Genomic DNA, 25,328 nt, shown 5'->3' with positions numbered 1-25,328 from the left:
TTATTTTTCAACTAAGGGAGCCTCGATGTAGGCTCCTATAAATTTTGCTTAAAACTTTAATTTTATTTAGATTGGAGTCACATTAATAGCTGACTACAAAAAGGTTTTTTAAAGTAATACAAAAAACGATTGAGGATGAAGAAGAAAATGACGAATGAAGACTTTAAATATCTGAATAAGCACTTAGAAACTCTCTCAGAGTTAAAACAGTCTGGTTACAGATGTGATTCTGAGATAAAGCGAGTATTAGAAGCTATTCATTTAACTATTTTTGGAGATAAAATCGAACCGCCATTCAAACGAATGAAAGTTGTTTTTAATGACGTTGATAAATCACTACAAGAAAAGTTCCATAAAAATGCACCTAAGGTTCTTCTGGTAAATGATTCTCAGAGAGGTAAAGGCAAAACAACTCTTCTTCTTAGGTTATCACAAGAGAATAATATCCCTTTACTTGTAGGTGCTCATAAAGAGATTTATAAAGACTTGGCTAAAGAAAAAGGAATTAGTTGTACTATTATCTCAGTCAATTATTTAGAAGGTAATCATTTCCCAAATGGCGTTTATATTGACTGTACTGTTACTAAAGATCAACTCAAAACAATTAAAAAATTAGGAATTGAGATCAAAGGAGGATTTCATCACGATGAAGTCCTCTCTTCTTTAGTTTAAACACCTTTTTAGAACGCCCAGGATGATTGCGGTACTCCCCTTCCGCTCTATTACTGGGCGTTTTATAAAACGTGTTTACATCAACTAACTTTATGGAGGTGAAATATGTCTGCTGAAAAAATAAAATGCTCATGCTGCGGCAAAGAACAAAATGCCAATCAATATTATATCTCGGAATCTCCTTTCAATTCTGCAACCGGCAAGCTGTCAGTATGTAAGAGCTGTCTCCAAAATGAATTCCAAAAAGACAAAGATAACTTAAAGAATGTTCAAAACATCTTAAGAATGATTGATCGTCCTTTTGTTTACGACTTGTGGGTTTCCGCTGTTAATGAATCAGAGTCCAAGAAAAAATCAGCTGGAAATGTGTTGGGTACGTATATGAAAAATATCGGAATGAAAGATTACAAGTCAAAAACTTGGGCAGACAGTGAGTTTGACTTTGAAGAAGAACAAGAATACACAACACAATTGTTACTAGCTAAAAGCACAGAAGATATATCTAAGGAAGACATAGATGAATTAATGCAATTCTGGGGTCGTGGTCTTGATGTTGAAGATTACATTTGGCTTCAGAATGAATACATTGACTTCACGAATAGGTATGAATGCGATTCTAAGGGAATGGAACTTCTTATAAATGAAATATGTTTGACTCGGTTAGATATACGCAAACGGCGTGAAAATGGTGAAAAAGTCGATCAGCAGCAAAAAACTCTTCAAGATTTACTTGGGTCAAGTAATTTAAAACCGGTTCAAGAAACTGGAGCAAGTGGAGTTGAACAAGAGTCTTTTGGCACTCTGATCAAAAAATATGAGAATGAGAGACCTATTCCTGAGCCAGAGCCTAGATGGAAGGATCCTGATAAAATCGGGAAATACATTAAGGTATTTTTCCTTGGGCATCTGTCCCGAATGCTTGGTTTTAAAAATCAATATTCAGAGGAATATTGGGAAGAAATGAATAAGCACACTGTTGAAGAACCTGTTGCAGAAGAAGAGGATCGAGAAAATGACCTCACATAAAAATTTTATAACAGATCGCAACAAGCACAGTCGAGGAATCAATATTTTTAAAAAGGGAAACAACTTTAAAAAGAAATCAAAATCCGAACGATTAATGGATGGTATCGGCGCATGGACTTCGTTCTATAGAGCAAATCCACATCGTTTTGTAAAAGAATACTTAGGTATTACGCTTAAATTGTTCCAATGTATTTTAATTTACATGATGGTACATAACCATTATTTTATGTACCTGGCCAGTCGTGGTCAGGGTAAAACTTGGTTAACCTCTGTATACTGTTGTGTGCAAGCCATCCTCTTCCCAGGAACTAAAATAGTTATCGCATCAGGCACAAAAGGGCAAGCTCGTGAGGTCATAGAGAAAATTGATGACTTACGTAAAGAATCGCCTAATTTAAGGCGAGAAATAGAAGATTTAAAAACCTCAACGAATGATGCCAAAGTTGAATTTCATAATGGCAGCTGGATTAAAATCGTAGCCTCAAATGATGGCGCCCGCTCCAAACGTGCAAACCTCCTTATTGTAGATGAGTTCAGAATGGTTGATTTTGAAATCATCAGTAAAGTACTTCGAAAATTTCTAACAGCTCCCCGTTCTCCTAAATATCTTGAAAAAGAAGAATATGCTCATCTAAAAGAGCGAAACAAAGAAATTTACTTGTCATCCTGCTGGTACAAGGTTCATTGGTCATTTAACAGATTCATAACTTACTACAATGCCATGATGAAAGGATCCAAATACTTTGTTTGCGGTCTTCCTTACCAGATCGCAATTAAAGAAGGTCTTTTGGATAAAGATCAGGTTAGAGATGAAATGGCCGAAGAAGACTTCGATCCTATTGGTTGGTCTATGGAAATGGAAGCTCTCTGGTTTGGTGAATCTGAAAAAGCTTATTTTAAATTTGAAGACATTGAAAAGAACCGCAAGCTTGCTTCTCCCCTCTTCCCTCCTGACTATTACAGTCTAATCAAGGATTCCAACTTCAAATATGAAGGCAAGAAACCAGGAGAAATTAGACTGGTAAGCAATGATATCGCTGGAATGGCCGGTAAGGATAATGATGCCAGTGTTTACACTGTATTCAGACTGATTCCAAACTCCAATGGGTATGATCGTCATATTGTATACATGGAAAGCATCGTAGGCGGTCACACAGGAACTCAAGCAACAAGAATTCGACAAATATACGAAGATTATGATTGCGATTATATTGTATTGGATACGCAGAGTATCGGACTAGGTGTGTATGATGCATTATGCCAGCCTTTATACGATAAAGAACGTGCAAAAGAATATGATCCATTTTCATGTATTAACGATGAAAGAATGGCTGAGCGTTGTACTTATCAAAATGCCGCAAAAGTAATTTATAGCATTAAAGGTAATGCACAATTGAACAGCGAAATTGCTGTATTACTCAAAGACGGATTTAAACGAGGGAAAATCAAAATTCCTATCAACGAAAATGAAGGAAAAGAATATCTGAAAAGATTTAAAGGCTATGAAGGGCTATCTCCTGAAGTTAAAGGAAAATTCCTTTCAAGCTATGCTCAGATTACCCTTCTGATAAATGAAATGATCAACTTAGAAGCCGAATATAGCGATAACGGACAAGTTAAGCTTAAAGAGCCAAAGAGCAAACGAAAAGACAGATATAGCTCGGTGGCTTATGGCAACTACATTGCCACTGTATTAGAAAGGCAGTTAAACAAACAAACTGAATATGACGTTGAAGATGAACTAGTCTATTTTTAAAAGAAATGAGGTGAAACATGGTAACCTTAAATAAAGTTGACATTGAGTCTGAAGAGTATAAGCAAATGCTGAATGACTATTCAACTTATACTTCTACATTTGCTTCCGGCTTTATCTCAAATATGTTTTCCAATGGCATTGTTACGGAAATTGAGGCCGAACAATTAAAGAATTATTTTTCTAACCCCGATGAATTTCAAGAAGAAATCGAAGAACTTGCTGAATATTTCTACATTTCGACTGCAGAGATTCACCAATTGTTTGAATTGATTGAAGCCCTCCCTACCCTCAACTATAAAATTGACTCCTTTAATAAAGTTAAGTCTTCAGATAAGCATATTTCCCTTTTGAATAAATCCTTACATAAGGTCAAACATAAAAGACTTACTAGGGATCTGTTAAAACAGGTAGCTACAGCTGGCACTCTTGTTGGTATATGGCTTGGGGATGCTAAGAGCCCCTATCCGTTTATCTTTGATGAGATTAAATATGTGTTCCCCTCCTTTAGAAGAAATGGAGATTGGGTATGTGTAGTTGACATGAAGATGTTCACTAAGTATAAAGATGATCATAGAAATGAATTGTTAAAAAGCCTCTCCCCTTATATTAAACAAAGCGATTATGAAAACTTCATGAAAGATCGAGAGAAATATCGATATAAGGAATTACCACAAGAAAGAACTTTTCCACTCCGCACAGGAACACTAAAGAGAAATCAGGGATTGGGAACATCTTGGGTTACCCCAGGTCTATATGACGTTCTCCATAAAAAGAAGCTTAAGGATGTTGAAAGATCCATCGCAAATAAAATTATTAACGCTGTTGCAGTTCTAACGATTGGAACAGATAAAGGCGATGGCGAATACACAAACATGAAGCTGCCTAAAGCAGTTAAACAAAAAATTCATGGTGGAGTTAAAGCAGCTTTAGAAAAGAACCAAAAAGATGGAGTAACTGTAGTATCAATCCCTGACTTTGCCGATATCAACTTTCCTGATGTTAAAGCAGATGGATTAGATGGAGCAAAATTTGACCATATCAATAGCGATATTCAATCTGCATACGGCTTATCCGGCTCCCTTTTAAATGGTGATGGGGGTAATTACGCAACTTCGTCGTTAAACTTGGATACTTTTTATAAGCGTATTGGAGTTTTAATGGAGGATATTGAGCAAGAGGTTTATCAAAAGTTATTCAACCTTGTTTTGCCTGTTGCCCAAAAAGACAACTACTATATGAATTACGATAAGGACAAGCCACTCACTCTCAAAGAAAAAATGGACATCTTAATTAAATTAAATGATAAGGGCTGGTCTATTAAACACGTTGTTGATAATTTGGCAGGAGTGTCTTGGGAAAGTTACCTTGAACAAACTCTATATGAAACTGAAGAGCTGAAACTCCAAGAAAAAATTAGACCTTATCAAACTTCATATACCTTCACTGGGAATAAATCTGGCCGCCCAAATGAAGGAAATAAAAACAACGATAACACAGTGAAGTCAGCCACATCCAACGGTAATGACAATCCTATTTAAAACTTCACTTTTGAAGGGAGGTGAAATTATTTGACAAAGAAGCAAAAGAAAAAACTATGCCAACTTCAATTGAATGAGATTAAAACATCAGATGACCCAACAAAGTTGTCATGTAGCTTTGTCATTTTTGATTTCGATGTCTCTCACAATAACGCAGTAATTTCTAAGGATGTTGCTCTTGAAACTGCTTCAACAATTATTAATAAACCGATTGTTGCAAAATATTACGAGGTTGATGAATTAAATACTTCTACAGATGCAATGGGAACTCATGAAGCTTATCTAGACACAGACAAGCACGGAGAACTTGAAGTAAAAAGAGATACTGCTCCAATTGGTGTCTTTACATCTGAGGGATACATAACTGAAATTGAAACTCCAGAAGGTAAAAAAGAAGTATTGGCAGCAGATGCAATACTTTGGAGCTCCCGATTTAAAGATGCATGTGAACTTTTACTTGAATGGTATGGTCGGGGTATTAACATTAATACAAGTTGTGAGATCCTTTATTCAAATTACACTATGCAAGATGGCATTGAACACCTACAGTCCCCTATCTATTTCGAAGGTCATGCTATTTTAAATTCAGAGAAACGTGGTGAGCATGACATTGTCCTCCCCGCTTACGATTCTTCCAAACTTCTTAGCTTTAATGAAATTCAACAATTTGAAAGATTAGTTGCTCAAGCAGCTACAAGACAAAATAATGAGGAAGGTGAAAAAATGAATAAGTTTAGAAAAGTATTTGAATTGTCTCATTCTGACGTTCGAACACTTCTTTATAACCAATTAGATCCAACCCTTGACAAGGAGTCAGCATCTTATATTGCAGATGTATATGATACATATTTCATCGTAAACGTGTATAGCTGGTCAGATGAAAATAGCTACGACAAATACTTTAAGTTCAATTACACAAGAACAGGTGATACTGTTTCAATTGATTTTGACAGTAAAACCGAGGTATTCATGACACGTAACTGGGAGGAAGTTCTTCCTGAACCTATTCAAACACAACTTAACCAAAAAGATGAACAGATTAAAGATTTAACGAAACAAGTAAATCAAATCAATGAGAATAAGGCAGATATTGAACAGCAATTCAACACTGCCAGTGAAAAGCTTGTGCAATTAAATTCTGAAGTGGAACAATTGAAGCCTTATAAAGAAAAACACGAGAAAACTTTATTAGAGCAAAAACTAAATGAGAAAAATGAATTCTATAAAGCGAAATTTGAAGCTTTAAATGCTGAGGATAAATTCAGCACGGAAGAAGTACAAAACCTTATCCATGCTTCCATTAAACAAGGTGAAGAAGGAGAAAAAGCTGTATTACAACTTAACACAATGTTAGTTGATTTAGTTAGTGTTCCTGCTGAAACAAATGTAACCATTAGAGAATTTTCAAGTAAACGGGAAAATTTAATCCCTAACGATGACTCTTTTGAATCCCGCTTTTCACAATAAACTTTAAACTTGGAGGAATAAAATATGGCTACAAGATTACAAAAATCCCTTACTGAAGTAGGTAATCATACTACTGGAAACTTGAATTCTTTAAAAATTAAAACAGTTGCTCACGGTGCAAAAGTAACTGGTTCAGACATTGACAATTTCATGCTTGTTGAACTTGGTTTTGATGCTGAGGGAAACCGTACTGCTTCAAAGCTATCAGATAAAACAAAAAAAGCATATTTAATTGCATCTCCTGAAGCACGCTATCTTGGTGAATCAATGAGAGATTTTTATAACGGTGTAGGAGAACATGCTCGAATTGTTATCCTTGAGCCAGCTTATACTCGTTTTGATGTTTCTGCATTTTCATTTAATACAGGAGTGACTGAGGTTAAACAAGGTCAAGTGGCTCACTTTGATATTGCTACTCAAAAGTATATTCTTAGTGATCCTACTTCACCTCATGAGGATTATGCTGATTCTTCTGCTAAGTTCCTAGTTGTAAATAATGAAGATGACCTTGTTTACACAATGGGACAAAAACTTGTTCGCCTTGAAGTAATCGAGGCCTAATACATAACAAATAAATTTCAATAAAAGGAGTATTTTATAAATGAAATTAGATACTGTGAAAATCAAAGGCTTGTTTAGCCGTGTATTAAATAACAAAATGGACGGTACAGACCAAGCTGATATCCAAACTTACATTAAGAAAGTGTTTGGTGATGGCGGTACTACACCTGACCCTTCCATGCTCCATCAATTTAATAACCTTGTTGTTGAACAAGCAGATGAAATTGCAAAACCAAAAGTAACTCAGCTGCTCTCCCTTTTGGCCAATGTCCAACAAGAAAAACGAGGCAATATTAAAGAAATTAAAATCCCGAAAAAGAATAAAGCAAAAGTTATTTGGTCTGCTACTGGTTCTGGCGTTGATTTAGTTCGTGTTGAAGGGCAAGAATCAGTTCCAGCTGTTCCGAAAACTATGTCCACAGGTTTCTATTATGAGCCTCTAGATCTCGTAACAGATTCAATTGCTTACTTTAATAAATTGGTGAATGATATTGCAGATGCTAAAGTCCGTTTATACCTCGATAAAATTCATCAATTAACTGCAAGTGCAATTACAGCAGGTAAAATCCCCGCAAAGAATGTTCAAACAGGCTCAAACCTTACTCTTCAACAATACAACAAAGTAGCCTCTGTGCTTCAACGTTATGGCGGGAAACCTATCTTCGTAGCTGACACCCTTCTCATCGACTACTTCGCAATCCAACAAGGAACAGACTCAACGTACAAGAATTTCTTAACAGAAGAAATTAAAGGGGAACTCCTTACTGCATTGAATCCTGCTACAATCGGTAGAACAACTGCTGTCAACCTCACTAACCCATTTACTGACGATACAAATAGTAAAGTCGAACTTCCTGTCAATAAAGGATATATGTTTGCCGGCGGCGTTTCCCAAAAACCATTTTCTGTTGTTGAGTATGGCGGCCTGCGTCAATTGACAGAACAAGATATCGAAGATGAAAGAATTAAAATGAAAATTGTTCAAGATGCTTCTGTTAACCTTCTTTTTGGAGAAGCAATCGGAATTATTGAGGAACAAGCTGCAGTATCTATCTAAATCAAAATATGAGGATTTTTTAGGAGGATATAAATTTGACAGAAAAAATTAAGTTAGCACGATACAGAAGCACATCTTATTTTGTAGGGTATACCGGAGATGGCGGACATAAACAATACACTTGGGCTGGAAGTAAAAATGGTAAGGCAGATATTAAAGAAGTTCCAAAAGAAGTTGTTGAGTGGCTCACAATGAATAGCGTTTGTTTTGATAAAGGTGAATTAGTTATTGTTGAAGACAATGAAACAACAAAAGAGATTAAGGACTCCATTGTTGAATCTGATGCTTATGAAAATAACATCCACACCAAAGAAGAAATTGAAAAGATGATTAAATCGGGAAATATTGCACAACTAAAAAATAAGCTCGATAAAATTACAGTGGATTCTGAGAAGCAATTTATTATTGACGTTGCTTCAGAATTTAGCGATAACATTGCTGCAGGCAAATTAAAAGTTTTGGCTGATTGGATGGGAGTCGCTGATCCTTCCCTTCTCTTTGACTAAGAGGAGGGGTTTTTATGACATCATATGATCAAATATGGGAAACCTTTTTAAACAACTGTGAAACATCTGATTTTGATGTTCCTCATGAAGAAGAGGACATTTATAAATCAATTCGAAATGCAATCCTTCATTTCAATAACAGGCTCAGAGACAATTTAAAGGCTGATGATTCAACAGAAACTGTAAATAGAGATTTATCTGAGGATGATCTTCTTATTCTTGCACATTTCTTGAGATACATCTTTTTGTTAAATAAAAAGACCTTGTTTGAGAATACGTGGCAACCCTTCACTAATGACGTTGGAATCAAGAACTTTGGTGCACAACTCAATTCCCTTAAACAAAGTGTAATAGATCAGAAAAACGAAATTGAACGCTTAATATTGAACGCTGCGGTGGATTATCTATGAGTTCAATTAAAGTTAAATCGGCACAAAAAGATGGACAAATAAAGCTTGAGGACTTAGATGTTTTTTGCAATAAACTGTGTAAAAGAAACAATTCCGTCCTCTTCAAATTGGAGAAATACCTTAATAAAAAGCTGCTAAGTGATCCTGAACTCATAGAAATCAGGGACACTATATTAACAGTAAGTGGTGAAGTAAACAGACTTAGGGATAACTTAGCAACAGACGGTGATTCAAATGAAGGACTACAGTAATTACCACAAAGTTAACATTAATAATAAACTTCGTCATGATGGTAAGCTTATTTTCCAACAAGGTCTTAAGGGGCTAGAATCTGAAAAAGTCATAATTGATGAAATCGAAAAAACAGTAATGATTACCTCTAAGTACTCTAGTGGCGATGGTTCTGCAAGATATATACTAGGTGAAATTGCTGATATTTATCGTGGCGGGGTTGTTAAGTTTAATGACGAAACATGGCTCATCACCTCCCACCCTCTCAGTAATAAGATTTACAAAAAGGCTGAGATAAAATTATGCGGAACATCATTTTTTCTGACTTCAGAAGACAAGCTAGTCGATACTGGCAAAATTAACGAAATCACCGGTAAGCCTATTTATGAAAAAGTACCTGGTGACAAAACTGAAGTCCCCTGCATATTCGAAAGGACAACTTCAATAAATGGATCTGAATTGGCTGTAAATCTTCCAGATGGTCAAGCAAACATTACAATTCCTTATCTTGTTCATGAAAAATTGAAAATTGGACTTACTCTCACCTTCTTTGGCGAAGATTATCAAGTCGATGATATAGACTTTTCTAAAGTTTATGGAGACCATGGAACAATAAAATTGGTAGCCAAAAAGAAAGTTGGTGAAAAGACATGAGCATGACTGTTGAACAGATGACAAAAATCTTCAGATTAGTTATGGATGATGTTGAACTGAATCGGCTCTTGTATTACAAAACTGATCCTCTCTCCCCTTCTCATCCAGATGTTCAATCACTCGAAAATTATTATGTCTCCACAAATGACTCTCCCGCTATAATCAATACCATATTCAAGCGAGCACCTAAAACAGACGATCTATCGGATTCACCATTATGTAGGATGTGTGTTTATTTAGGGAATGCATTGCCTAAGCCGACAAACCAAAGCGCTATGCTTCTGGATCAAGACTTGATGATTGATGTTTTCACCCATATTAACACCTTTGAAGAAACTGAATTTAGAAATCTTAAGATTAATGACAGAATTAATAAACTCTTGTTCAATCAGAATTTTGCTGGTATTGGTAAAACAAACTCTTATAAAAGACTGTTAATCACTAATCCACCTGACGGTTACCTCGGATATAAATTAATATATACCTTTGGGGCGATGAAATGATTGATAGTGAATTCTTTATAACCGGTGAACCAATCCCTACTGAATTTGGCGATTGTCGATTTATAAAAGTTAAGGAATATGCACTTTTAACTCCGTACCTCAGCTGGTTTAAGATGTCTAAGAAAGAGATTATTTATACTTACAGCAAAAAGGAAAATAATCAATTTGGCCAATTAGATGGTCTTATTGCCGAACTTAAAAAACTGTCTTTATTTGAAATTACAAGTATCCTTCCGAATTTTAAAGAAGCGTATGAAGTAATATTTAGTACAGTTTTTAATGGTGTTGAAATTCTAGAGAAACTTACACCGGAAAACTTCGAAGCCCTTAGAGAATTGGTCTTGAGAATGTCTTGTCTAAAAGAAGAAAAAATCAGCTCTAACCCAGAGATACAGCGAGCTAACGAGCGCAGCAAAAGGGTGAAAAGTCAGGAATCAGATATGGTTGATATGGCAGACATCATGAGCAGTGTTGCTACTCACACTGGATATCTGTACAAAGATATAAATGAAATGACTCTGTTTCAGTTATACATGACTTACTACAGAGTTGGTCAATTTAAACAGTACGATACATCCACCCTGTTTGCGACCGTTTCACCTGATGCAGCCAAACACATGGAAAGCTGGGGAAAACATATCGACTTATTTGAAGAAGAAAAACACTACATAAGTAGAGAAAGTTTCATGAAACAAACTAAAGGTTTTGGTAAAGGCAGTGCATAGCTGTCTTTTTTATTATTTAAGGAGGCAACAATTAGATGAAAACAGTTATTCAAGATACAGCTGACGTTTATTTCAAACGAAAATCTGACGGTAAGCTTGTATTCACAGCCGAGGCACAAACAGCATCATTCTCCCAAGCAATCTCTGAAGAAAAACTCAGAGGTGGGATCGGAAATAAACCACTTTACATTCTTAAATCTGAGAAGGAAATTAACCTAACTGTCAAAAATGCTTTCTTTGATTTAGAATGGCTTGCAATGACACAGGGTGAAACAATCCAGGAAGAAACAAAAGTAAAGGTTTTCGATAGAGAACATGGACTGATTGTAGATGATACAAACAAAGTTACATTAAAAGGAAAAACTGTAAGCGATGTAACTTTCTATAACAAAAAAGGTTTAACATATAAGATTGCTATTTCAACTGATGGTACATATACAATTCCAACAGCATTTGCAGCTGCTAAAGACAAACTAACAGCAGTGTATCAAATTGAAAAAGTCGGTAGACGTTTAGCCATTAAAGCCAGCAAGTTCTCAGAACGATATGAGGTTGAATATCGCACTATTGCCTATAATCCTGATACAGAAGAAGTTTACAGTGACATCTATATCCAGTTCCCTAACGTTTCTCCTTCAGGGGAATTTGAAATGTCATTAGAAAATGGAAATGCTCTAGCACCAGAAATTAAGTTTGAAGCATTAGCAGATACAGATACAGACGAAATGGCTGTAGTAATCGAAGCAAGTAGAGATGAAAATACTGCAGCTCCGGTTGAGGATACAACAGGTTCAACTCAAAGCTCAGATCTTGGCGGAACAACTGAATAATTAAGGAGGCGTTTATTATTGCTTTTTTAAACCAGGACGGTGATAAATACACCTCTGCAAAAGATGATGGGACAGGTAATCCCATAACTGCTGTATCAATTGAATGTTCCACTGTCCCTTTGGAGGTTGGTCTTAATAATGACCAGCCTCTTAATGTTAATGTGGCCAATACATCACTTGATGTAAATATAGCTAATACGGCTTCTGTCCCTGTTTTGGTTAAAAACACTGCAGCAATTAAAACCCAAGTTCAAAAATCCTATTCTGAATTTGTTGTTACTGATGCTGATACTGTAGCTACAGGTGCAACTAAGTCTTATACAGTTGATCTAATCGATTCACTTGGTGTTTTCAGAACTTACGGTGTTGCTATGTACACAACTCAAACAGACAGCTCAAACAGCAAAGTTTTAGCAAGTATTTATTCCGTCCCGAAAAACATCCCATTTTATTCTGCAACTACATCAGGTAATGATAGTTCTGTTTTATTCAACAGCATTGCCTTTGTTCAGAATTACCCTTTGCAAAAACAATTAACTTTCACTGCTCCAAAAATACATCTGACAGTTAAAGCAGCCGGGACAGTTGATCTAACTGGGTTAAAAATCGTTGTTTGGGGGATGGAATAATGACATTTGATGAAGTGTGTGGTCTGTTCAAACAATTTGATGTCTTGGAACAAAAATTCCTATTGCTATTAGATGAATCCTATATCAGTGTTGATGATTTCAAGCAACGCTTTGAAGGCGACTTCAATGAATACGAACCTTTAAGTTCGCTTCAGTCATCCCCTTCTTCTACCCCAGCTTGGGAAGGTATATGGAATAAGCTACAAGAGGATGGGCTTTTTGAATAAGTCCTCCCCTCTTGTTTTTCTAGATAAAAGACAGTTTTTATTCAAATTAAGGAGGTGGAGTTGTTGACAGAAACGACTGAAAATGTCGTAATCACGATTCCGGACAAAACTTCATTTACTTTTCATGAAGCAACAACTGCCCCATCTGAAGGTGAAGAATTTATAGTGGGTCATTTTCGGGAACTTACTGTTAAGATCTCTGGCTCCTCAACTTTGCGGGAAGTTAAGTTTTATGCTATTGATGAAAATGGAGAAAAAACAGAATTAGGTGGAACAAATAAAACCGGTTTTCAGTTAGGTGTCGGTTCTCAGGGAACTAACGAGTATTGGGATTTTGATATAGCTGGTCTACATAAATTTAGGGTCGAGGTTATTTCAGTTAGTGGCAGTTTGACAGTGAAAGGAATTGCGGTGAGTTAATGGGTAACAGTTTATTCATAGGACAACTTAAACAAAATAATATACAAATCAATAACTTAAAAGACTCTCTTTCACGAACTGAAAAGCATATGACAGATCATGAAGAAGCTTTAACAACAAAAGTAAGTGAATTTATGGAGAAACAAAATCATAAGTTAAAATCACACACTGAGAATACTGAAAATCCTCATCAGGTCACAAAAAAGCAGGTTGGACTTGGAAATGTTGATGACGTTCAACAAGCTAGTAAAGAAGAATTCGATTCACATATAAAAAACAACTCAAACCCTCATAATGTCACTGCAACACAAATAGGACTCGATAAGGTTATTAATGAAAAACAAGCTACAAAAGTGGAATTTGATCTTCATACCGAGGATGTAGTAAGACATGTGACATCTACTGAAAGAAACATATGGAACTCAGCTGAAAGCAATGCAAAGGCATATACTGACACACACGAAAACAGGAAAGACAATCCTCACGACGTAACAAAAGCTCAGGTTGGATTAGGTAAGGTTGACAACGTACAACAAGCTTCTAAGCAGGAATTCGATGCCCACAATAATGACTCCGCCAGACATGTTATTCAGGCTGATAAAGACAAATGGAACGGCGGTCAGCTATTTAAACTAACGCAAGACAATGGTCAGCTATTCTATAAAAGCAGCAGTGAGACAACGGATTATAATGAATTGACTGCAACTGGAATGTATCTAGTATACAATGCAGGAGTTAACGGGCCAGGTTTAACCAAATGCTTTCTTTCAGTTATGAGTTATGGGAATACGCTTGTTCAAACTGCGTATGATGCGTCCACTGGGCTGAGGTTCTTATACAGAATCCGTAGAAATGATTCGGAAACTTGGACATCTTGGGTTGAAGTTGCAACAACAAATCTCACCGTACAATGGCAGACACCTTCATTATCAAATGGATGGAAACAGTACACGGTAGACGGAAGTGAGCACCCACTGCAATTTTCTAAGGATTCGCTAGGTTTCGTTACCGTCAGAGGTGCGATAGCAGGCGGAACACTAGGCGCATCCGTCACTGCCTTCTCATTGCCAGAGGGTTGTCGGCCTCCTTATCCTTACTACCATATAGGCACAGCTTCGAGTAGTGGAGCAGGTGGGGCACCTCAATTTTTCCGTTCTGTCTTTAACCCTGACGGAACTGTATGTGTTCAGAGTTGTTCTAATACGGAAAACCCAAATGGTTTCATGTCATTTTCAGCTAGATTCTCAACAAAAGGGGGACTTTTATGATAATGCTTTTTAAATACGATACAGATTACAACTATATACCAGGTGCTGAAATGTTTATCGAAGAAGGATTAACCATACCAAGGAGTTTTACCGATATACGACCAACTGACGGTTTCTATAAAGCGAAATTCGACCCTGACAGGCAAATATGGTATGAGACAGCGACACAAGAATATATAGACAGCCTTCAACCCCCTCCTCCTGAGCCGTCGGAATTAGATAAAATGAAAAAACAGTTATCTGATCTTACCTTTAAACTTTTGGTGAACGGTGTTGTCAAATGAACAGTTGGTTTGACACAATAAAAGATTATTATGACGATGATTTGTGGACTCCTGAAATGATAAAACAAATGGTTCCTCTTGGGATTTTAACTTCGGATGAGTATGAAGCAATCACTTGGGAAAAATACGAAGTATAGTAAAGCTAATTTTTTCGATAAAAGTTACTTTCCCATGTAAGGCAGACAGTATATATCACAAATGATCCAGTCAACTGACCAATTAATAGTAATAAATTTTCACCAGGTATATCTTCCCTATAAGGTGTCTGTTTTTATTTAAAGGAGGATTTTAAATGACATCAAAAAAGTTAAATTTAGGTTTAATCGAAGAAAGCATCACTAAGTATGATAAGAAGGAAAAAGTCGCATTAACTGATGACGTTCATGTATTCATTTATCCATACTTTTCCCCTTCTCGGTTAACAAAAATGTTAATAGGATTAATTTCAGATCCACAAGAAGCAAAAGAAGCAGGTATTAAATCCTTCAAGGATATAAATCAAGTTCATTGGGCATTCTTTTCACTAATCAAAGAATTTACAGACTTAGGTATTCCAAATGACATTAAGAATAAAGTCAAATGGTATCTTAAACTGGTAGATTCAGAGTATTTTCCTTTGATTATTAAGAGTTTTCCTAAAGAAAGCCTAGAGAAGCTGGGAAAAGCCACTGTAATGTTGCAGCAAAATATAGATGAGTTATCAAAAAAATCTCAGGAAGAAGCAAATAATCTTATCCTGCAGAAGGTCGAGGAAATTGAAAGCAGCACTGATGGACAGTAATGGCAAAAAACATAAAAGAAATTAAACTAATGATTGAAAAAGCTGCTATTCAGTCTATACATAAATCTTCCTCTAACGTTAAGCAAGTCATGACGAAGACTGGTCAAGATCATGTTGAAGAAGATGTTTACAGTGCATATAATCCCCTTCTTTATGAACGCACAGGACAAATTAAAGATTCTTTTATAACCGCCAATGAAAGTGAAGGGGTGTCATTGGATAATATTAGAGAAGATAATGGGAAAGATGTTGCTACAGTCATTGAAACCGGACAGGGTTATACTTACCCTGATTTATATGGATATGGCTACGGGAAACCTCGTCCTTTTATGAAGAATACTGCCGAGGCTCTAAAAGATGGACGTTTAACAGAGGCATTAAAAAGTGATTTAAAAGCAGACGGAATTAAAACGTACTAATGGTGGTGAATTAATGACCAAAATTAAGAAAAACATGTTACGGGATAGAGCTAAAAAACTCCCTGAAATTACAGACGAAATGTGGCAATACGTAAACGATGAATTAAGAACTATTGTTGATGAGTTCATTACTGTTCAAAACTTTAGTCCGGCAACAAAGAAACAATATCAATCTGGACTAAGACAGTTTGGATATTACGTATATCAATCAATGAATAACAAACCCTTATATAAGCTTACCAAAAGAGATATTCTTCGTTATTTAAGCTACCTTCGTGATAATCGCAAACTCTCCTCTTCTGCACAAAGCTTTAAAAAAGCTTGTGTTTCGTCCATGTTTAACTATATCGAGAATGTAATTGCTGATGACGAGGATTTCAAAGAGTACCGCAGTTTTAGAAATTTGACTCGTGGGCTCCCTCCTATCCCCAAGAACAAAGTATATGATAAAGTGAAAATTACTTTTGATGAGTACAAAGATATGATGGATGTACTTGAAAAGGACGAGAATTATTTAGGTATGGCCTGGCTTGCGACAGCCTTTAACGTCGGAGCCAGAAGGAGTGAAATTATACAATTCAAAACAGAAATACTGGATTATCCAATACCTGATGGAAAGACATTTGTATACAGCCATAATGTGCGACTAAAAGGACAAGGTGATGATGGCAAAGTAGAGCCTTATATGATTAACCTTGAGGCATTAAAGTACATGCGATTATGGGTTGAGAAAAGAGGCTATGAATCGGAGTACATATTTTCAACTAAATACGGTGGCGAAGTTAAACAAGCTTCAAAGTCATGGGCAGATTATTTTTGTTCAAATGTTTTAAGCGATATTCTCCAACGAAGAGTCAACCCTCATATATTTAAAGCCTCTTGTGTAACTTACCTTCTTGAAAGTGGAGTGGATTTAAAACTCGTTTCAAAGTATGTTGCACACCACGAAGATGTATCAACCACTATTGCACACTATGATCTCAGGGAATTTGAAGAAGAAAAGAACAAAATATTCTCCTAACACTCCCCTCTCCTTCCGAATAAAATCCCTCTTTTATGCAGAATCAAGATTCCTCGTCTGAGGGATTTTGCTTATGTATGAAATTTTATTAAACTAGTAAAAAGAAAAAAACACCCCTTATCAAGGGGTATAATTCGTAAAATTGAGCTATCTTCTAGAGTAATTTCCACTTGAGCTTGTAAGTGCATAAATAAGGGCTAGTATTAAAATAAATCCACTAACAACTCCTGAAAATTTCCCTAAAAACATTTGTACAAGTGTTATTAATCCTATAACACCAGCAATAGAAATAGAAAATGGGAATATAGATTCTCTCCATTCTCCGTATCTCAAGGATACTGCTCCTTGTTTAAAGGACAAAAAGACAGTTAGTCCTGTATATGCCAATGATAAAATAAATGTAATCAAAGGTGCTACATAAAATGTAGGGTCTATTTGGGTGTTATCTAAGAATTCTCGTGCAGTCTTTACAGAATTTGTGGTGAAATGGAAATATAAGAAGATTATGTATAAAACCAAGTTGCCACAGACAAGATAAAAAAGATTTTTATTACTCAATAATAACCATTCCTTCCCTTTTATGATTTAAGAACCTCTGTTTGTATTATAACACTTAGCACTGATAAAACAAAAGAATTTTACTAATATTTCTGCATTTTTTGACACTTGCGTTAATTGTTTTGCAGGATAATACGCTCACTCCATATCTCACCCGTTCTATACTTTTGGAAAACATGGTATAATGCAGGTAAATGATACCGGCGGTGGTTAAATGATTTGGGCAATTATTTTGGTTTTGGGGATTGGAGCTTTTGTTATAATTGGATCTCTTGGTATGGATAAACAAAAAGTGGAGGAAAAACAAAGGTTAAACAAAATTAAATCTGCCGGAAACTTCTCTTCACAACACAGATATGTTCTCAATCCTGATAAAAATAAAAAACTAACTTTAAAAGAGTCTGAAAATAAATTTATTGTTCATCAATTTAATTCAAACAATGAACTTGAAGAAATCCTTATTTCATTCGATAAAATTATTGAAGCTGAAATTTCTATTGACGATACTTCAATATCAACAGTATCTAGAGGCAGTCAAATGGCAGGTACAGTTGTCGGCGGGCTTGCTGCAGGCGGTATTGGTGCTCTTATTGGAGGGTTATCATCAGATAGAACTGAGTCGAAACTTTTTAAAAAAATTGACCTTAAATTAAAGCTTGATGATTTTTCAAATCCTATATTTAAATTTGATTTCTTACCAAGTAAAAATGATCTTGGTTTAGAAAATACAAAAGGATTTAAACAAGATGATCAAAAAGTTAAAGAAGCCTTATCGAATGTTGAAATTTGGCAAGGAATTATGGAAATAGCTATACGCAAAGGAAGCAAAGCCGCTCAATAGCTGAGTGGCTTTTTTATTTTCCTCCCTCCCCTACTGAAAGGAAGTGATTCTTACTTGAGTCAAAACCTCAAAATCATATTAACCCCGCAAGCTGATACCTCATCAAAAACTGTGGAACAGTTAAATCAGCAAATCAAATCTTTAGAAAAGAAGCTTAACTCCCTCAAACTCAACACAAATATTGATTCTACAACTTTAAAAGCTCTGCAAGAATTCTCTTCTGCTGTAGATGCGTATCAAAAAAACCTAAAATCCTATAATCAAACAGTCAAAGAAACGTCCACAGTAATTAAGAATGCTGATGGATCAGTTGAAAAGCTCACCCAGCAATACAAGAAAAACGGTGAGATTCTTCAACGTGAAACAAAGGTAATTAATAATCGCAATGCTGCTCTAAGGCAAGAAACTCAAGAAGTTAACAAGCTCGCTCAAGCTACTGAAAAATTAGGTCAAGTACAAAAAAAGACCGAACAAAAGAACTTACAAGGCCAAACCACAAAGGTTGTACAGAAAAACCGTAACGGTTTTGAAGACATTGTTTATACGACTGACCCTAAAACTAATGCAACTTCTTCAAGAACCACAACCAATTACAATCAACAAAGGAAAGCAATTGAACAACTAAACCAAAGCCTAGAAAAGTTAAGAGAAAAAGGATTAGTCTCTTCCCAGGCGCTCTCTCGACTTTCCACTTCAATTAATGGTGCTCAAACTGCTGCTCAAATTGATCAAATTGCAAATCGTATTAAACGACTTGATGATTCCTCTACCGCTAAAGCAAAAACAAAAGAACTTGAGCATCAAGTTCAATTATATCAACGTCAAGCGCAAATAAATGTTCAAAACCTCAATACTCGTTACGGCAGTTCACTTAGCACTGCTAACTCCTCTGTCCTACAGAATTATCTCAACTCAGTAAACCAACTCTCGGCAAGAACCCCTAATTTAAGAACACAGATGCAGAATCTAAATATGCAGTTCAGAGAAGTATCTGCGAATGCATCATCTGCTTCTTCTAATGTTTCAGGCTTTGGAGAACAATTAGCACAATCATTTAGTCGTATGCCCGCATATTTTCTGAGTGGGACGATGTTCTATTCAGGAGTTCAAGCATTAAAGTCAATGGTGGAACAAGTCATTCAAATCGATACTTTAATGACAGACATTAGACGAGTCATGGACTTACCTGATTACAAATTTAATGAACTACTACAATCCTCAATTGACCTTGGTGATCAGCTATCTAATAAAATTTCAGATATCCTTGAAATCACTGGATCATTTGGACGTATGGGATTTAGTGAATCTGAGCTTGGTGACGTAACTAAAACAGCTCAAGTATTACAGAATATTTCAGATTTAAATCCTAACGACACTGTTAACACTTTAACAGCAGCAATGCTTAACTTTAATGTTGCAGCCGGCGATTCAATCTCAATTGCTGACAAACTTAATGAAGTTGATAACAACTATGCTGTTAGTACAATGGATCTGGCCAACAGTATTAGGAAAGCTGGATCTACCGCCTCTACTTTTGGTGTGGAATTAAATGATCTTATTGGTTATACAACGGCTATTGCTAGTACAACCCGTGAGTCTGGAAATGTTGTAGGTAACTCACTAAAAACCATTTTTGCTCGTATTGGCAATAACCAAAGTTCGATCAAGGCATTAGAAGAGATTGGTATTTCAGTTAAAACAGCTGGCGGTGAAGCTAAGTCTTCGAGTGAATTAATTGAGGAACTTGCTGGGAAATGGGATACATTAAGTGATGCTCAGAAACAAAATACATCTATAGGCGTTGCGGGTATTTACCAGTTATCTCGTTTTAATGCGATGATGAATAACTTCTCCATTGCTCAAAGTGCTGCGAATACTGCTGTTAATTCAGTCGGTAGTTCATGGAAAGAACAACAAAAATATGCTGATAGCTTGCAAGCTAGAGTTAACCGATTATCTAATGCTTTTACAGAAATGTCTGTGGCATCAGGTGAAGCATTAATATCTGATAGTATCGTAGTGTTCGCCGATGCATTAAAAAGTTTGATGCAATTAAGTGCCCAAGTAACCAAGTCCGTTGGATTACTTCCACAAGTATTTGGAGCAGCGACAGCTGCAGTTATATTATTTAACTCTTCACTTCGTGCAAGTGCTTTAGCTTCAGGCACTGCAATGGGTGCAGCTCTAAAAAATCTTATCCTAAATTTTAATACTTTTACGGTTGGAGTGACAGCAGCTTCAGCCAAAACGGCAATTTGGAGTAAAATCACCACTGCTTTTTCAACTTCACTTACAAGCTTAAAAAAGGCAGCAATGACTACAGGAGCTTTCTTAGCTGGCAGCTTCCTCCCTATGGCAGCAATGATGGCTTTTGGCGTTGTAATTGAAAAATTAATATCTTCGTATTCAGAGTTAAAACAAGCCCGCGAGGACTTTGAACAAGCTAAAATCACAAGTATTGAAGCCATTACAACTAATAAAGACTCGACTGATAAGTTAATTGCTCAATATAAAGAATTACAAAAAGCAAAGGAATCTGGAACCCTAAGTTCTGAAAAAGAGCAAGAATACCTTCAAGTTACACAACAACTAGCTCAGACTTTTCCAAATTTAGTTGCAGGATACGATTCACAAGGTCAGGCAATAATCAAAAACAATGACGCTCTAAAAGACGCTATTCAATACACTAAAGAACTCGCAGATCTAAATAAAGAAGATATTAAGACTGGTGCAAACAGCAATTTTAAAGAGAGTTTAAAAGATATTGAAAAGCTGAATGATAAAATTGAGCAATATAAACAAATTGCTGATTATTATAAAGACGGAAAAAGCTGGGACATTTTTTCTTCGGACAGTGATAAAAAGAACCAAGGAATTAAAGCTGAGCAAGACGCTCTGCGTACTGAACAGGAACTGTCTAGCTACCAGGCTAAAATCAGAGAACAGGTACTTCAAACTGTCGATGCGTTTAACTCAGTAAAGATCAACCCAAACCTCTCTAAACAAATTAATGATGCATTTAATAAAATTGATTTTAGTAAAATGAACCCTGATGAGCTGGAGTCATTTTCCATTAATGTAGCAAAATATATGGACGAGATACAAAAAGCTCTTCAATCAGGCAATAAAGATAACTTCTCAAAAGCTTCACACGGGCTTGAACTGCTTATAAATCAATCTATAAGTGGGAAAGACAAAAATAATGGCCTTGTACTCTCTTATGGAGATCTTAAAGAGGCTATTGACTCAACAAACAATTCAGCCGAATCAGCTAAAGTAACATGGGATGAAAATGGAGAAGGTGTGGATGCTTTAGGAGAATCTGTTGGTACCCTATCTGACAAACTTAAAGATGCCAAAGGTGACTACGAAGCAATTAGCTCCATTATTAGTGACCTTGTTGATTCTAAACAAAATGATTTAGCAATTTCCGCACTGCAAAACGATGCTTATGATGCCATGGCTGATAACATCTCCCCTTTAAATGAATTGCTTGAGAAAATGGCAGAAGGTAAGAGTTTATCAGCAACAGAAGCTATGAAGCTAATACAGAAGGAAAACGATCTTGCAGATGCTATTTCAGTAGAAAATGGCGTTGTAAAAATAAATAGAAATGCAGTTGTTAAGCTTCGTGACACAAAGCTAAAAGCGTACAATGATATGCAGCAGTCTGTTAAGCAGGATCTAATAAATCAAGCTAATGCTTTAAACAAGAAGATTAATATGTATAAATCTGAAGTTAAAGCGATCAAGACAGTTCAAGATGCTTATAATATGAAGTCAGATATTGAAAAACAAAAGCAAAAAATTCTTGATGAAATGAAAAAAGGTAATGGGGGAGCTATTCAATACCTTCCTAAAACTCAAGAAGATTTAAATCAAGTTACTGATATTACAGATCAACTTAAAGAACTTGATAAATTAGCTGATTTAGCCTCTTCTTCCCTATCAGAGACTGGTACATCAATGGAAGACATGTCTTCGTCTGCAGAAAAAGCTTCTGAAGAAGTGAAAACTTCAATGTATGTTGCTGATAAATACAAGGAAGCATTAGAAAAAGTTAATGCTGAAATTGACCAGTATAATAAACAGGTAAATGATTATCCGAAGTATTCTCAGAAATATAGAGATGCTATAAAAAAAGAAATCAAAGCTCTTCAGCAAAAGAAAAAGCTTATGCAGGAACAAGCTAAGCTGCTTAAAGATCAAATTAAATCCGGTAACGTTACTCAATATGGTATTGTAACCTCTACAACTTCTTCTGGTGGAACTTCTTCTACAACCGGTGGCTCATATTCAGGCAAATATTCAAGTTACATAAATTCTGCAGCTAGTAAATACAATGTTGACCCTGCCCTTATTGCAGCTGTAATTCAGCAAGAATCAGGGTTCAATGCTAAAGCACGATCTGGCGTAGGCGCTATGGGATTAATGCAACTGATGCCAGCAACAGCAAAAAGCTTAGGAGTAAATAACGCTTATGATCCTTATCAAAATGTTATGGGTGGAACAAAGTACCTCGCCCAACAACTTGAAAAGTTTGGTGGTAATGTTGAAAAAGCATTGGCTGCATATAATGCTGGGCCTGGTAACGTAATTAAATATGGCGGTATCCCTCCTTTTAAAGAAACACAGAATTACGTCAAGAAGATCATGGCCAACTACAGCAAATCCCTCTCCTCTGCCACTTCTTCAATCGCCAGCTATTATACAAATAATAGTGCTTTTAGGGTAAGCTCCAAATATGGACAACAGGAATCCGGTCTACGCTCCTCTCCACACAAAGGAACTGATTTTGCTGCAAAAGCAGGTACAGCAATTAAATCTCTTCAAAGTGGTAAAGTCCAAATTGCTGGCTACAGTAAAACTGCAGGTAACTGGGTTGTTATTAAACAAGATGATGGAACAGTTGCCAAGTACATGCACATGCTTAACACTCCTTCTGTAAAAGCAGGTCAATCAGTTAAAGCCGGTCAAACTATTGGTAAAGTTGGTAGCACAGGGAACTCGACTGGGAACCATCTTCATTTACAGATCGAACAAAATGGAAAAACAATCGATCCTGAAAAGTACATGCAAGGTATTGGAACTTCTATTTCAGATGCGTCACAAGCTGAGGCAGAACGGCAACAAGGGATAGCCCAGGCTAAATCTGATCTTCTCTCCCTCCAAGGAGATATCGATTCAGTCAATGATCAGATTCAAGAACTTCAGTATGAACTAGTTCAATCTAAACTCGATGAGTTTGATAAAAGAATTGGGGATTTTGATGTTCGGATTGCTAAAGATGAATCAATGGCTAACCGATACACTTCTGACAGCAAGGAATTCCGCAAATACACCTCTAATCAGAAAAAAGCTGTTGCAGAACAAGCTAAAATACAACAACAAAAAGTTAATTGGATTCAAAAAGAAATAAAAACAAATAAAGCATTGAACTCGGCTCAACGTGCACAGCTTCAAGAAGAGCTAAAACAAGCCAAGTTAGATTTAATTTCTGTTCAAGACCAGGTTCGTGAGCTACAGAAACAACTTGTTCAATCTAAAGTTGATGAGACACTCAAGTCAATTGAAAAGTCATCTTCTAAAACCCAAGGGAAAATTAAAGATGTCGATAACAAAATTTCAATGACTGAAGAAGATGAAGACAAGGTTAAATACTATAGCAAGCAAATAAAGCTCATCCAACAGCAACAAAAGGAAGCGAGGAAATACATTAAGCAGCTTGAAGAACAAAAGAAAGCTGCGAAAGGTTTCCCTGACATCCAGGAACAGATCACTGAAGAAATTGAAAACTGGAAAGATAAACAGAAAGATTTCAATCTTGAGCTTTATAACACCAAGAAGTCGATCAAGGATATCTATAAATCATTGGCTGATGAAGTTGTATCCATCTACAAAGAGATGTACGAAAAGATGCGGGATATTGAGTTAGAAGCCCATCAGAAAGCAACCCAAGATAAGATTGATGAGATCGACAAAGAAGACGAAGAAGCTAAGTATCAGAAGGAATTGAAGGAGAAAAACCAAGCAATACAAGAAACAAAAGATAAGATCAATAAGCTTTCCATGGACGACTCCTCTGAGGCTAAATCACAAGTTAAAGACTTAGAGAAGCAGCTTCAAGAACAACAACAAGCTTTGGATGAGTATATTAAAGATCGTAGCAACACAAAACGAAAAGAAGCCCTTCAGGATCAGCTTGATAAAGATGAAGAATCAATCAACAATAAGTACGATGACCTGGTCAATGATGAGCGAGCATTCAAAAAGCTTGAAGATAAGCTTATGGATGGTAAAATCACTGATATCGCTAAACAGCTTAATGAATTCACCAAGTTCATAAACGAGAATATGAAGTCGATTGGGAAAAGTATCTCGAATAACTTGATTGATAAGCTTAAGGACGCTGCCAGTGCATTAAATACCGTCACAACTGGAAATACAACAGGTAAAAAGGTGTCATCATTTGCTTCTGGTGGATATACAGGCACAGGACTTGGAGCAGGAAAGCTTGCATTCTTACATGACAAGGAACTTATTTTAAACAAGACAGATACTGAAAACATGCTGGAAGCTGTAAAGCAAGTTCGTCAAACGTCTACTGATAGTTCAACAAAGACTGCCTCTAAATGGGGTCAACCTGGTAAAATTTCAGATGTTTTAAGTAAGAGTATCGCCCTTGTCACCCCAGCAATGAACGCTGCAGTTACTAGCCAAACAAATCTAACTAAAGGCTTAATTCCAGCTCTTAAGAACTTATCAACACCTACTGTATCCCCTTCTACATCTCAAGGGAATACATCAAACAATCAGAACTCATTCACAATTAATGTAACAGAAGCTAGTAATGCTAAAGAAACTGCAAGCTTAGTGTACAAACAATTAGCAAATGGTCTTAAAAATACTGGACTGAATTTCAACATAACATGAGTCGGCTAAGG

Annotated in this window: 26 protein-coding genes; 25 read left to right on the top strand and 1 reads right to left on the bottom strand. The window is 36.1% G+C overall.

Going from position 1 to position 25,328, the window contains the following annotated elements:
- Positions 1-147 precede the first annotated feature (147 nt).
- From ACMX2I_RS10515 to ACMX2I_RS10405, 23 genes are all read left to right on the top strand, one after another.
- On the top strand, positions 148-672 hold the full coding sequence (locus ACMX2I_RS10515) for a hypothetical protein (protein WP_414956882.1): 525 nt from the start codon (positions 148-150) through the stop codon (positions 670-672).
- Positions 673-777: 105 nt separating this feature from the next.
- The gene (locus tag ACMX2I_RS10510) at positions 778-1,698 is read left to right on the top strand and encodes a hypothetical protein (RefSeq protein ID WP_134982307.1); all 921 of its coding nucleotides are present in this window, start codon (positions 778-780) and stop codon (positions 1,696-1,698) included.
- Entirely contained in the window at positions 1,685-3,454 is a 1,770-nt protein-coding gene (locus ACMX2I_RS10505) for a terminase large subunit domain-containing protein (RefSeq protein WP_414956881.1), read from the top strand. The genes ACMX2I_RS10510 and ACMX2I_RS10505 overlap by 14 nt, the downstream gene beginning before the upstream one ends.
- 17 nt (positions 3,455-3,471) lie before the next feature.
- Entirely contained in the window at positions 3,472-4,992 is a 1,521-nt protein-coding gene (locus ACMX2I_RS10500; protein ID WP_414956880.1) for a hypothetical protein, read from the top strand.
- A gap of 30 nt (positions 4,993-5,022) precedes the next feature.
- Positions 5,023-6,459, top strand: a complete 1,437-nt coding sequence (locus ACMX2I_RS10495) for a hypothetical protein (protein ID WP_414956879.1) — start codon at positions 5,023-5,025, stop codon at positions 6,457-6,459.
- Positions 6,460-6,483: 24 nt separating this feature from the next.
- Positions 6,484-7,020, top strand: a complete 537-nt coding sequence (locus tag ACMX2I_RS10490; RefSeq protein WP_414956878.1) for a hypothetical protein — start codon at positions 6,484-6,486, stop codon at positions 7,018-7,020.
- Between the two features lie 40 nt (positions 7,021-7,060).
- Positions 7,061-8,077, top strand: coding sequence for a hypothetical protein (locus ACMX2I_RS10485; RefSeq protein ID WP_108490769.1), 1,017 nt, complete (start codon positions 7,061-7,063; stop codon positions 8,075-8,077).
- A 35-nt stretch (positions 8,078-8,112) separates the two neighbouring features.
- Positions 8,113-8,583, top strand: coding sequence for a hypothetical protein (locus ACMX2I_RS10480; protein WP_414956877.1), 471 nt, complete (start codon positions 8,113-8,115; stop codon positions 8,581-8,583).
- Positions 8,584-8,597: 14 nt separating this feature from the next.
- Positions 8,598-8,993, top strand: coding sequence for a hypothetical protein (locus ACMX2I_RS10475; protein ID WP_414956876.1), 396 nt, complete (start codon positions 8,598-8,600; stop codon positions 8,991-8,993).
- Positions 8,990-9,244 (top strand): hypothetical protein, encoded by a 255-nt coding sequence (locus ACMX2I_RS10470; RefSeq protein WP_414956875.1) that lies wholly within the window; start codon positions 8,990-8,992, stop codon positions 9,242-9,244. The genes ACMX2I_RS10475 and ACMX2I_RS10470 overlap by 4 nt, the downstream gene beginning before the upstream one ends.
- Positions 9,228-9,878 carry a hypothetical protein gene (locus ACMX2I_RS10465; RefSeq protein ID WP_414956874.1) on the top strand — a complete coding sequence of 217 codons (651 nt, stop codon included), beginning with the start codon at positions 9,228-9,230 and terminating at the stop codon, positions 9,876-9,878. The genes ACMX2I_RS10470 and ACMX2I_RS10465 overlap by 17 nt, the downstream gene beginning before the upstream one ends.
- On the top strand, positions 9,875-10,381 hold the full coding sequence (locus ACMX2I_RS10460) for a hypothetical protein (RefSeq protein WP_414956873.1): 507 nt from the start codon (positions 9,875-9,877) through the stop codon (positions 10,379-10,381). The genes ACMX2I_RS10465 and ACMX2I_RS10460 overlap by 4 nt, the downstream gene beginning before the upstream one ends.
- Complete coding sequence (locus ACMX2I_RS10455) at positions 10,378-11,106, top strand: hypothetical protein (RefSeq protein WP_202657295.1); 729 nt, start codon at positions 10,378-10,380, stop codon at positions 11,104-11,106. Before ACMX2I_RS10460 ends, ACMX2I_RS10455 begins: the two co-directional genes overlap by 4 nt.
- A gap of 35 nt (positions 11,107-11,141) precedes the next feature.
- Positions 11,142-11,936, top strand: a complete 795-nt coding sequence (locus tag ACMX2I_RS10450) for a hypothetical protein (RefSeq protein WP_414956872.1) — start codon at positions 11,142-11,144, stop codon at positions 11,934-11,936.
- Positions 11,937-11,953: 17 nt separating this feature from the next.
- Positions 11,954-12,565, top strand: a complete 612-nt coding sequence (locus tag ACMX2I_RS10445) for a hypothetical protein (RefSeq protein WP_414958320.1) — start codon at positions 11,954-11,956, stop codon at positions 12,563-12,565.
- The gene (locus ACMX2I_RS10440; protein ID WP_414956871.1) at positions 12,565-12,792 is read left to right on the top strand and encodes a hypothetical protein; all 228 of its coding nucleotides are present in this window, start codon (positions 12,565-12,567) and stop codon (positions 12,790-12,792) included. Before ACMX2I_RS10445 ends, ACMX2I_RS10440 begins: the two co-directional genes overlap by 1 nt.
- A 63-nt stretch (positions 12,793-12,855) precedes the next feature.
- A complete protein-coding gene (locus ACMX2I_RS10435) occupies positions 12,856-13,212 on the top strand; it encodes a hypothetical protein (RefSeq protein WP_414956870.1) in 357 nt (118 codons plus the stop codon).
- On the top strand, positions 13,212-14,480 hold the full coding sequence (locus ACMX2I_RS10430; RefSeq protein WP_414956869.1) for a pyocin knob domain-containing protein: 1,269 nt from the start codon (positions 13,212-13,214) through the stop codon (positions 14,478-14,480). The genes ACMX2I_RS10435 and ACMX2I_RS10430 overlap by 1 nt, the downstream gene beginning before the upstream one ends.
- The gene (locus ACMX2I_RS10425) at positions 14,477-14,764 is read left to right on the top strand and encodes a hypothetical protein (protein WP_414956868.1); all 288 of its coding nucleotides are present in this window, start codon (positions 14,477-14,479) and stop codon (positions 14,762-14,764) included. Before ACMX2I_RS10430 ends, ACMX2I_RS10425 begins: the two co-directional genes overlap by 4 nt.
- On the top strand, positions 14,761-14,901 hold the full coding sequence (locus tag ACMX2I_RS10420; protein WP_414956867.1) for an XkdX family protein: 141 nt from the start codon (positions 14,761-14,763) through the stop codon (positions 14,899-14,901). Before ACMX2I_RS10425 ends, ACMX2I_RS10420 begins: the two co-directional genes overlap by 4 nt.
- Before the next feature lie 155 nt (positions 14,902-15,056).
- Complete coding sequence (locus ACMX2I_RS10415) at positions 15,057-15,545, top strand: hypothetical protein (RefSeq protein WP_414956866.1); 489 nt, start codon at positions 15,057-15,059, stop codon at positions 15,543-15,545.
- Positions 15,545-15,964: a hypothetical protein gene (locus ACMX2I_RS10410; protein ID WP_414956865.1), complete on the top strand. Its 420-nt coding sequence runs from the start codon at positions 15,545-15,547 to the stop codon at positions 15,962-15,964. The genes ACMX2I_RS10415 and ACMX2I_RS10410 overlap by 1 nt, the downstream gene beginning before the upstream one ends.
- A 13-nt stretch (positions 15,965-15,977) precedes the next feature.
- Positions 15,978-16,985, top strand: a complete 1,008-nt coding sequence (locus ACMX2I_RS10405) for a tyrosine-type recombinase/integrase (RefSeq protein ID WP_414956864.1) — start codon at positions 15,978-15,980, stop codon at positions 16,983-16,985.
- A gap of 147 nt (positions 16,986-17,132) precedes the next feature.
- On the opposite strand, the gene ACMX2I_RS10400 is transcribed toward ACMX2I_RS10405, so the two are convergent.
- Entirely contained in the window at positions 17,133-17,543 is a 411-nt protein-coding gene (locus ACMX2I_RS10400; RefSeq protein WP_414956863.1) for a hypothetical protein, read from the bottom strand.
- A gap of 214 nt (positions 17,544-17,757) precedes the next feature.
- On the opposite strand from ACMX2I_RS10400, the gene ACMX2I_RS10395 reads away from it, so the two are divergent.
- Together ACMX2I_RS10395 and ACMX2I_RS10390 are read left to right on the top strand one after the other, a co-directional pair.
- Positions 17,758-18,384, top strand: coding sequence for a hypothetical protein (locus ACMX2I_RS10395; RefSeq protein WP_414956862.1), 627 nt, complete (start codon positions 17,758-17,760; stop codon positions 18,382-18,384).
- Positions 18,385-18,438: 54 nt separating this feature from the next.
- Positions 18,439-25,317: a phage tail tape measure protein gene (locus ACMX2I_RS10390; RefSeq protein WP_414956861.1), complete on the top strand. Its 6,879-nt coding sequence runs from the start codon at positions 18,439-18,441 to the stop codon at positions 25,315-25,317.
- Positions 25,318-25,328: the final 11 nt, after the last annotated feature.

Source organism: Bacillus sp. SW14, assembly GCF_047608225.1.
GTDB lineage: Bacteria > Bacillota > Bacilli > Bacillales > Bacillaceae > Bacillus > Bacillus subtilis_G.
This window is presented reverse-complemented; position numbering and strand designations above follow the sequence as displayed.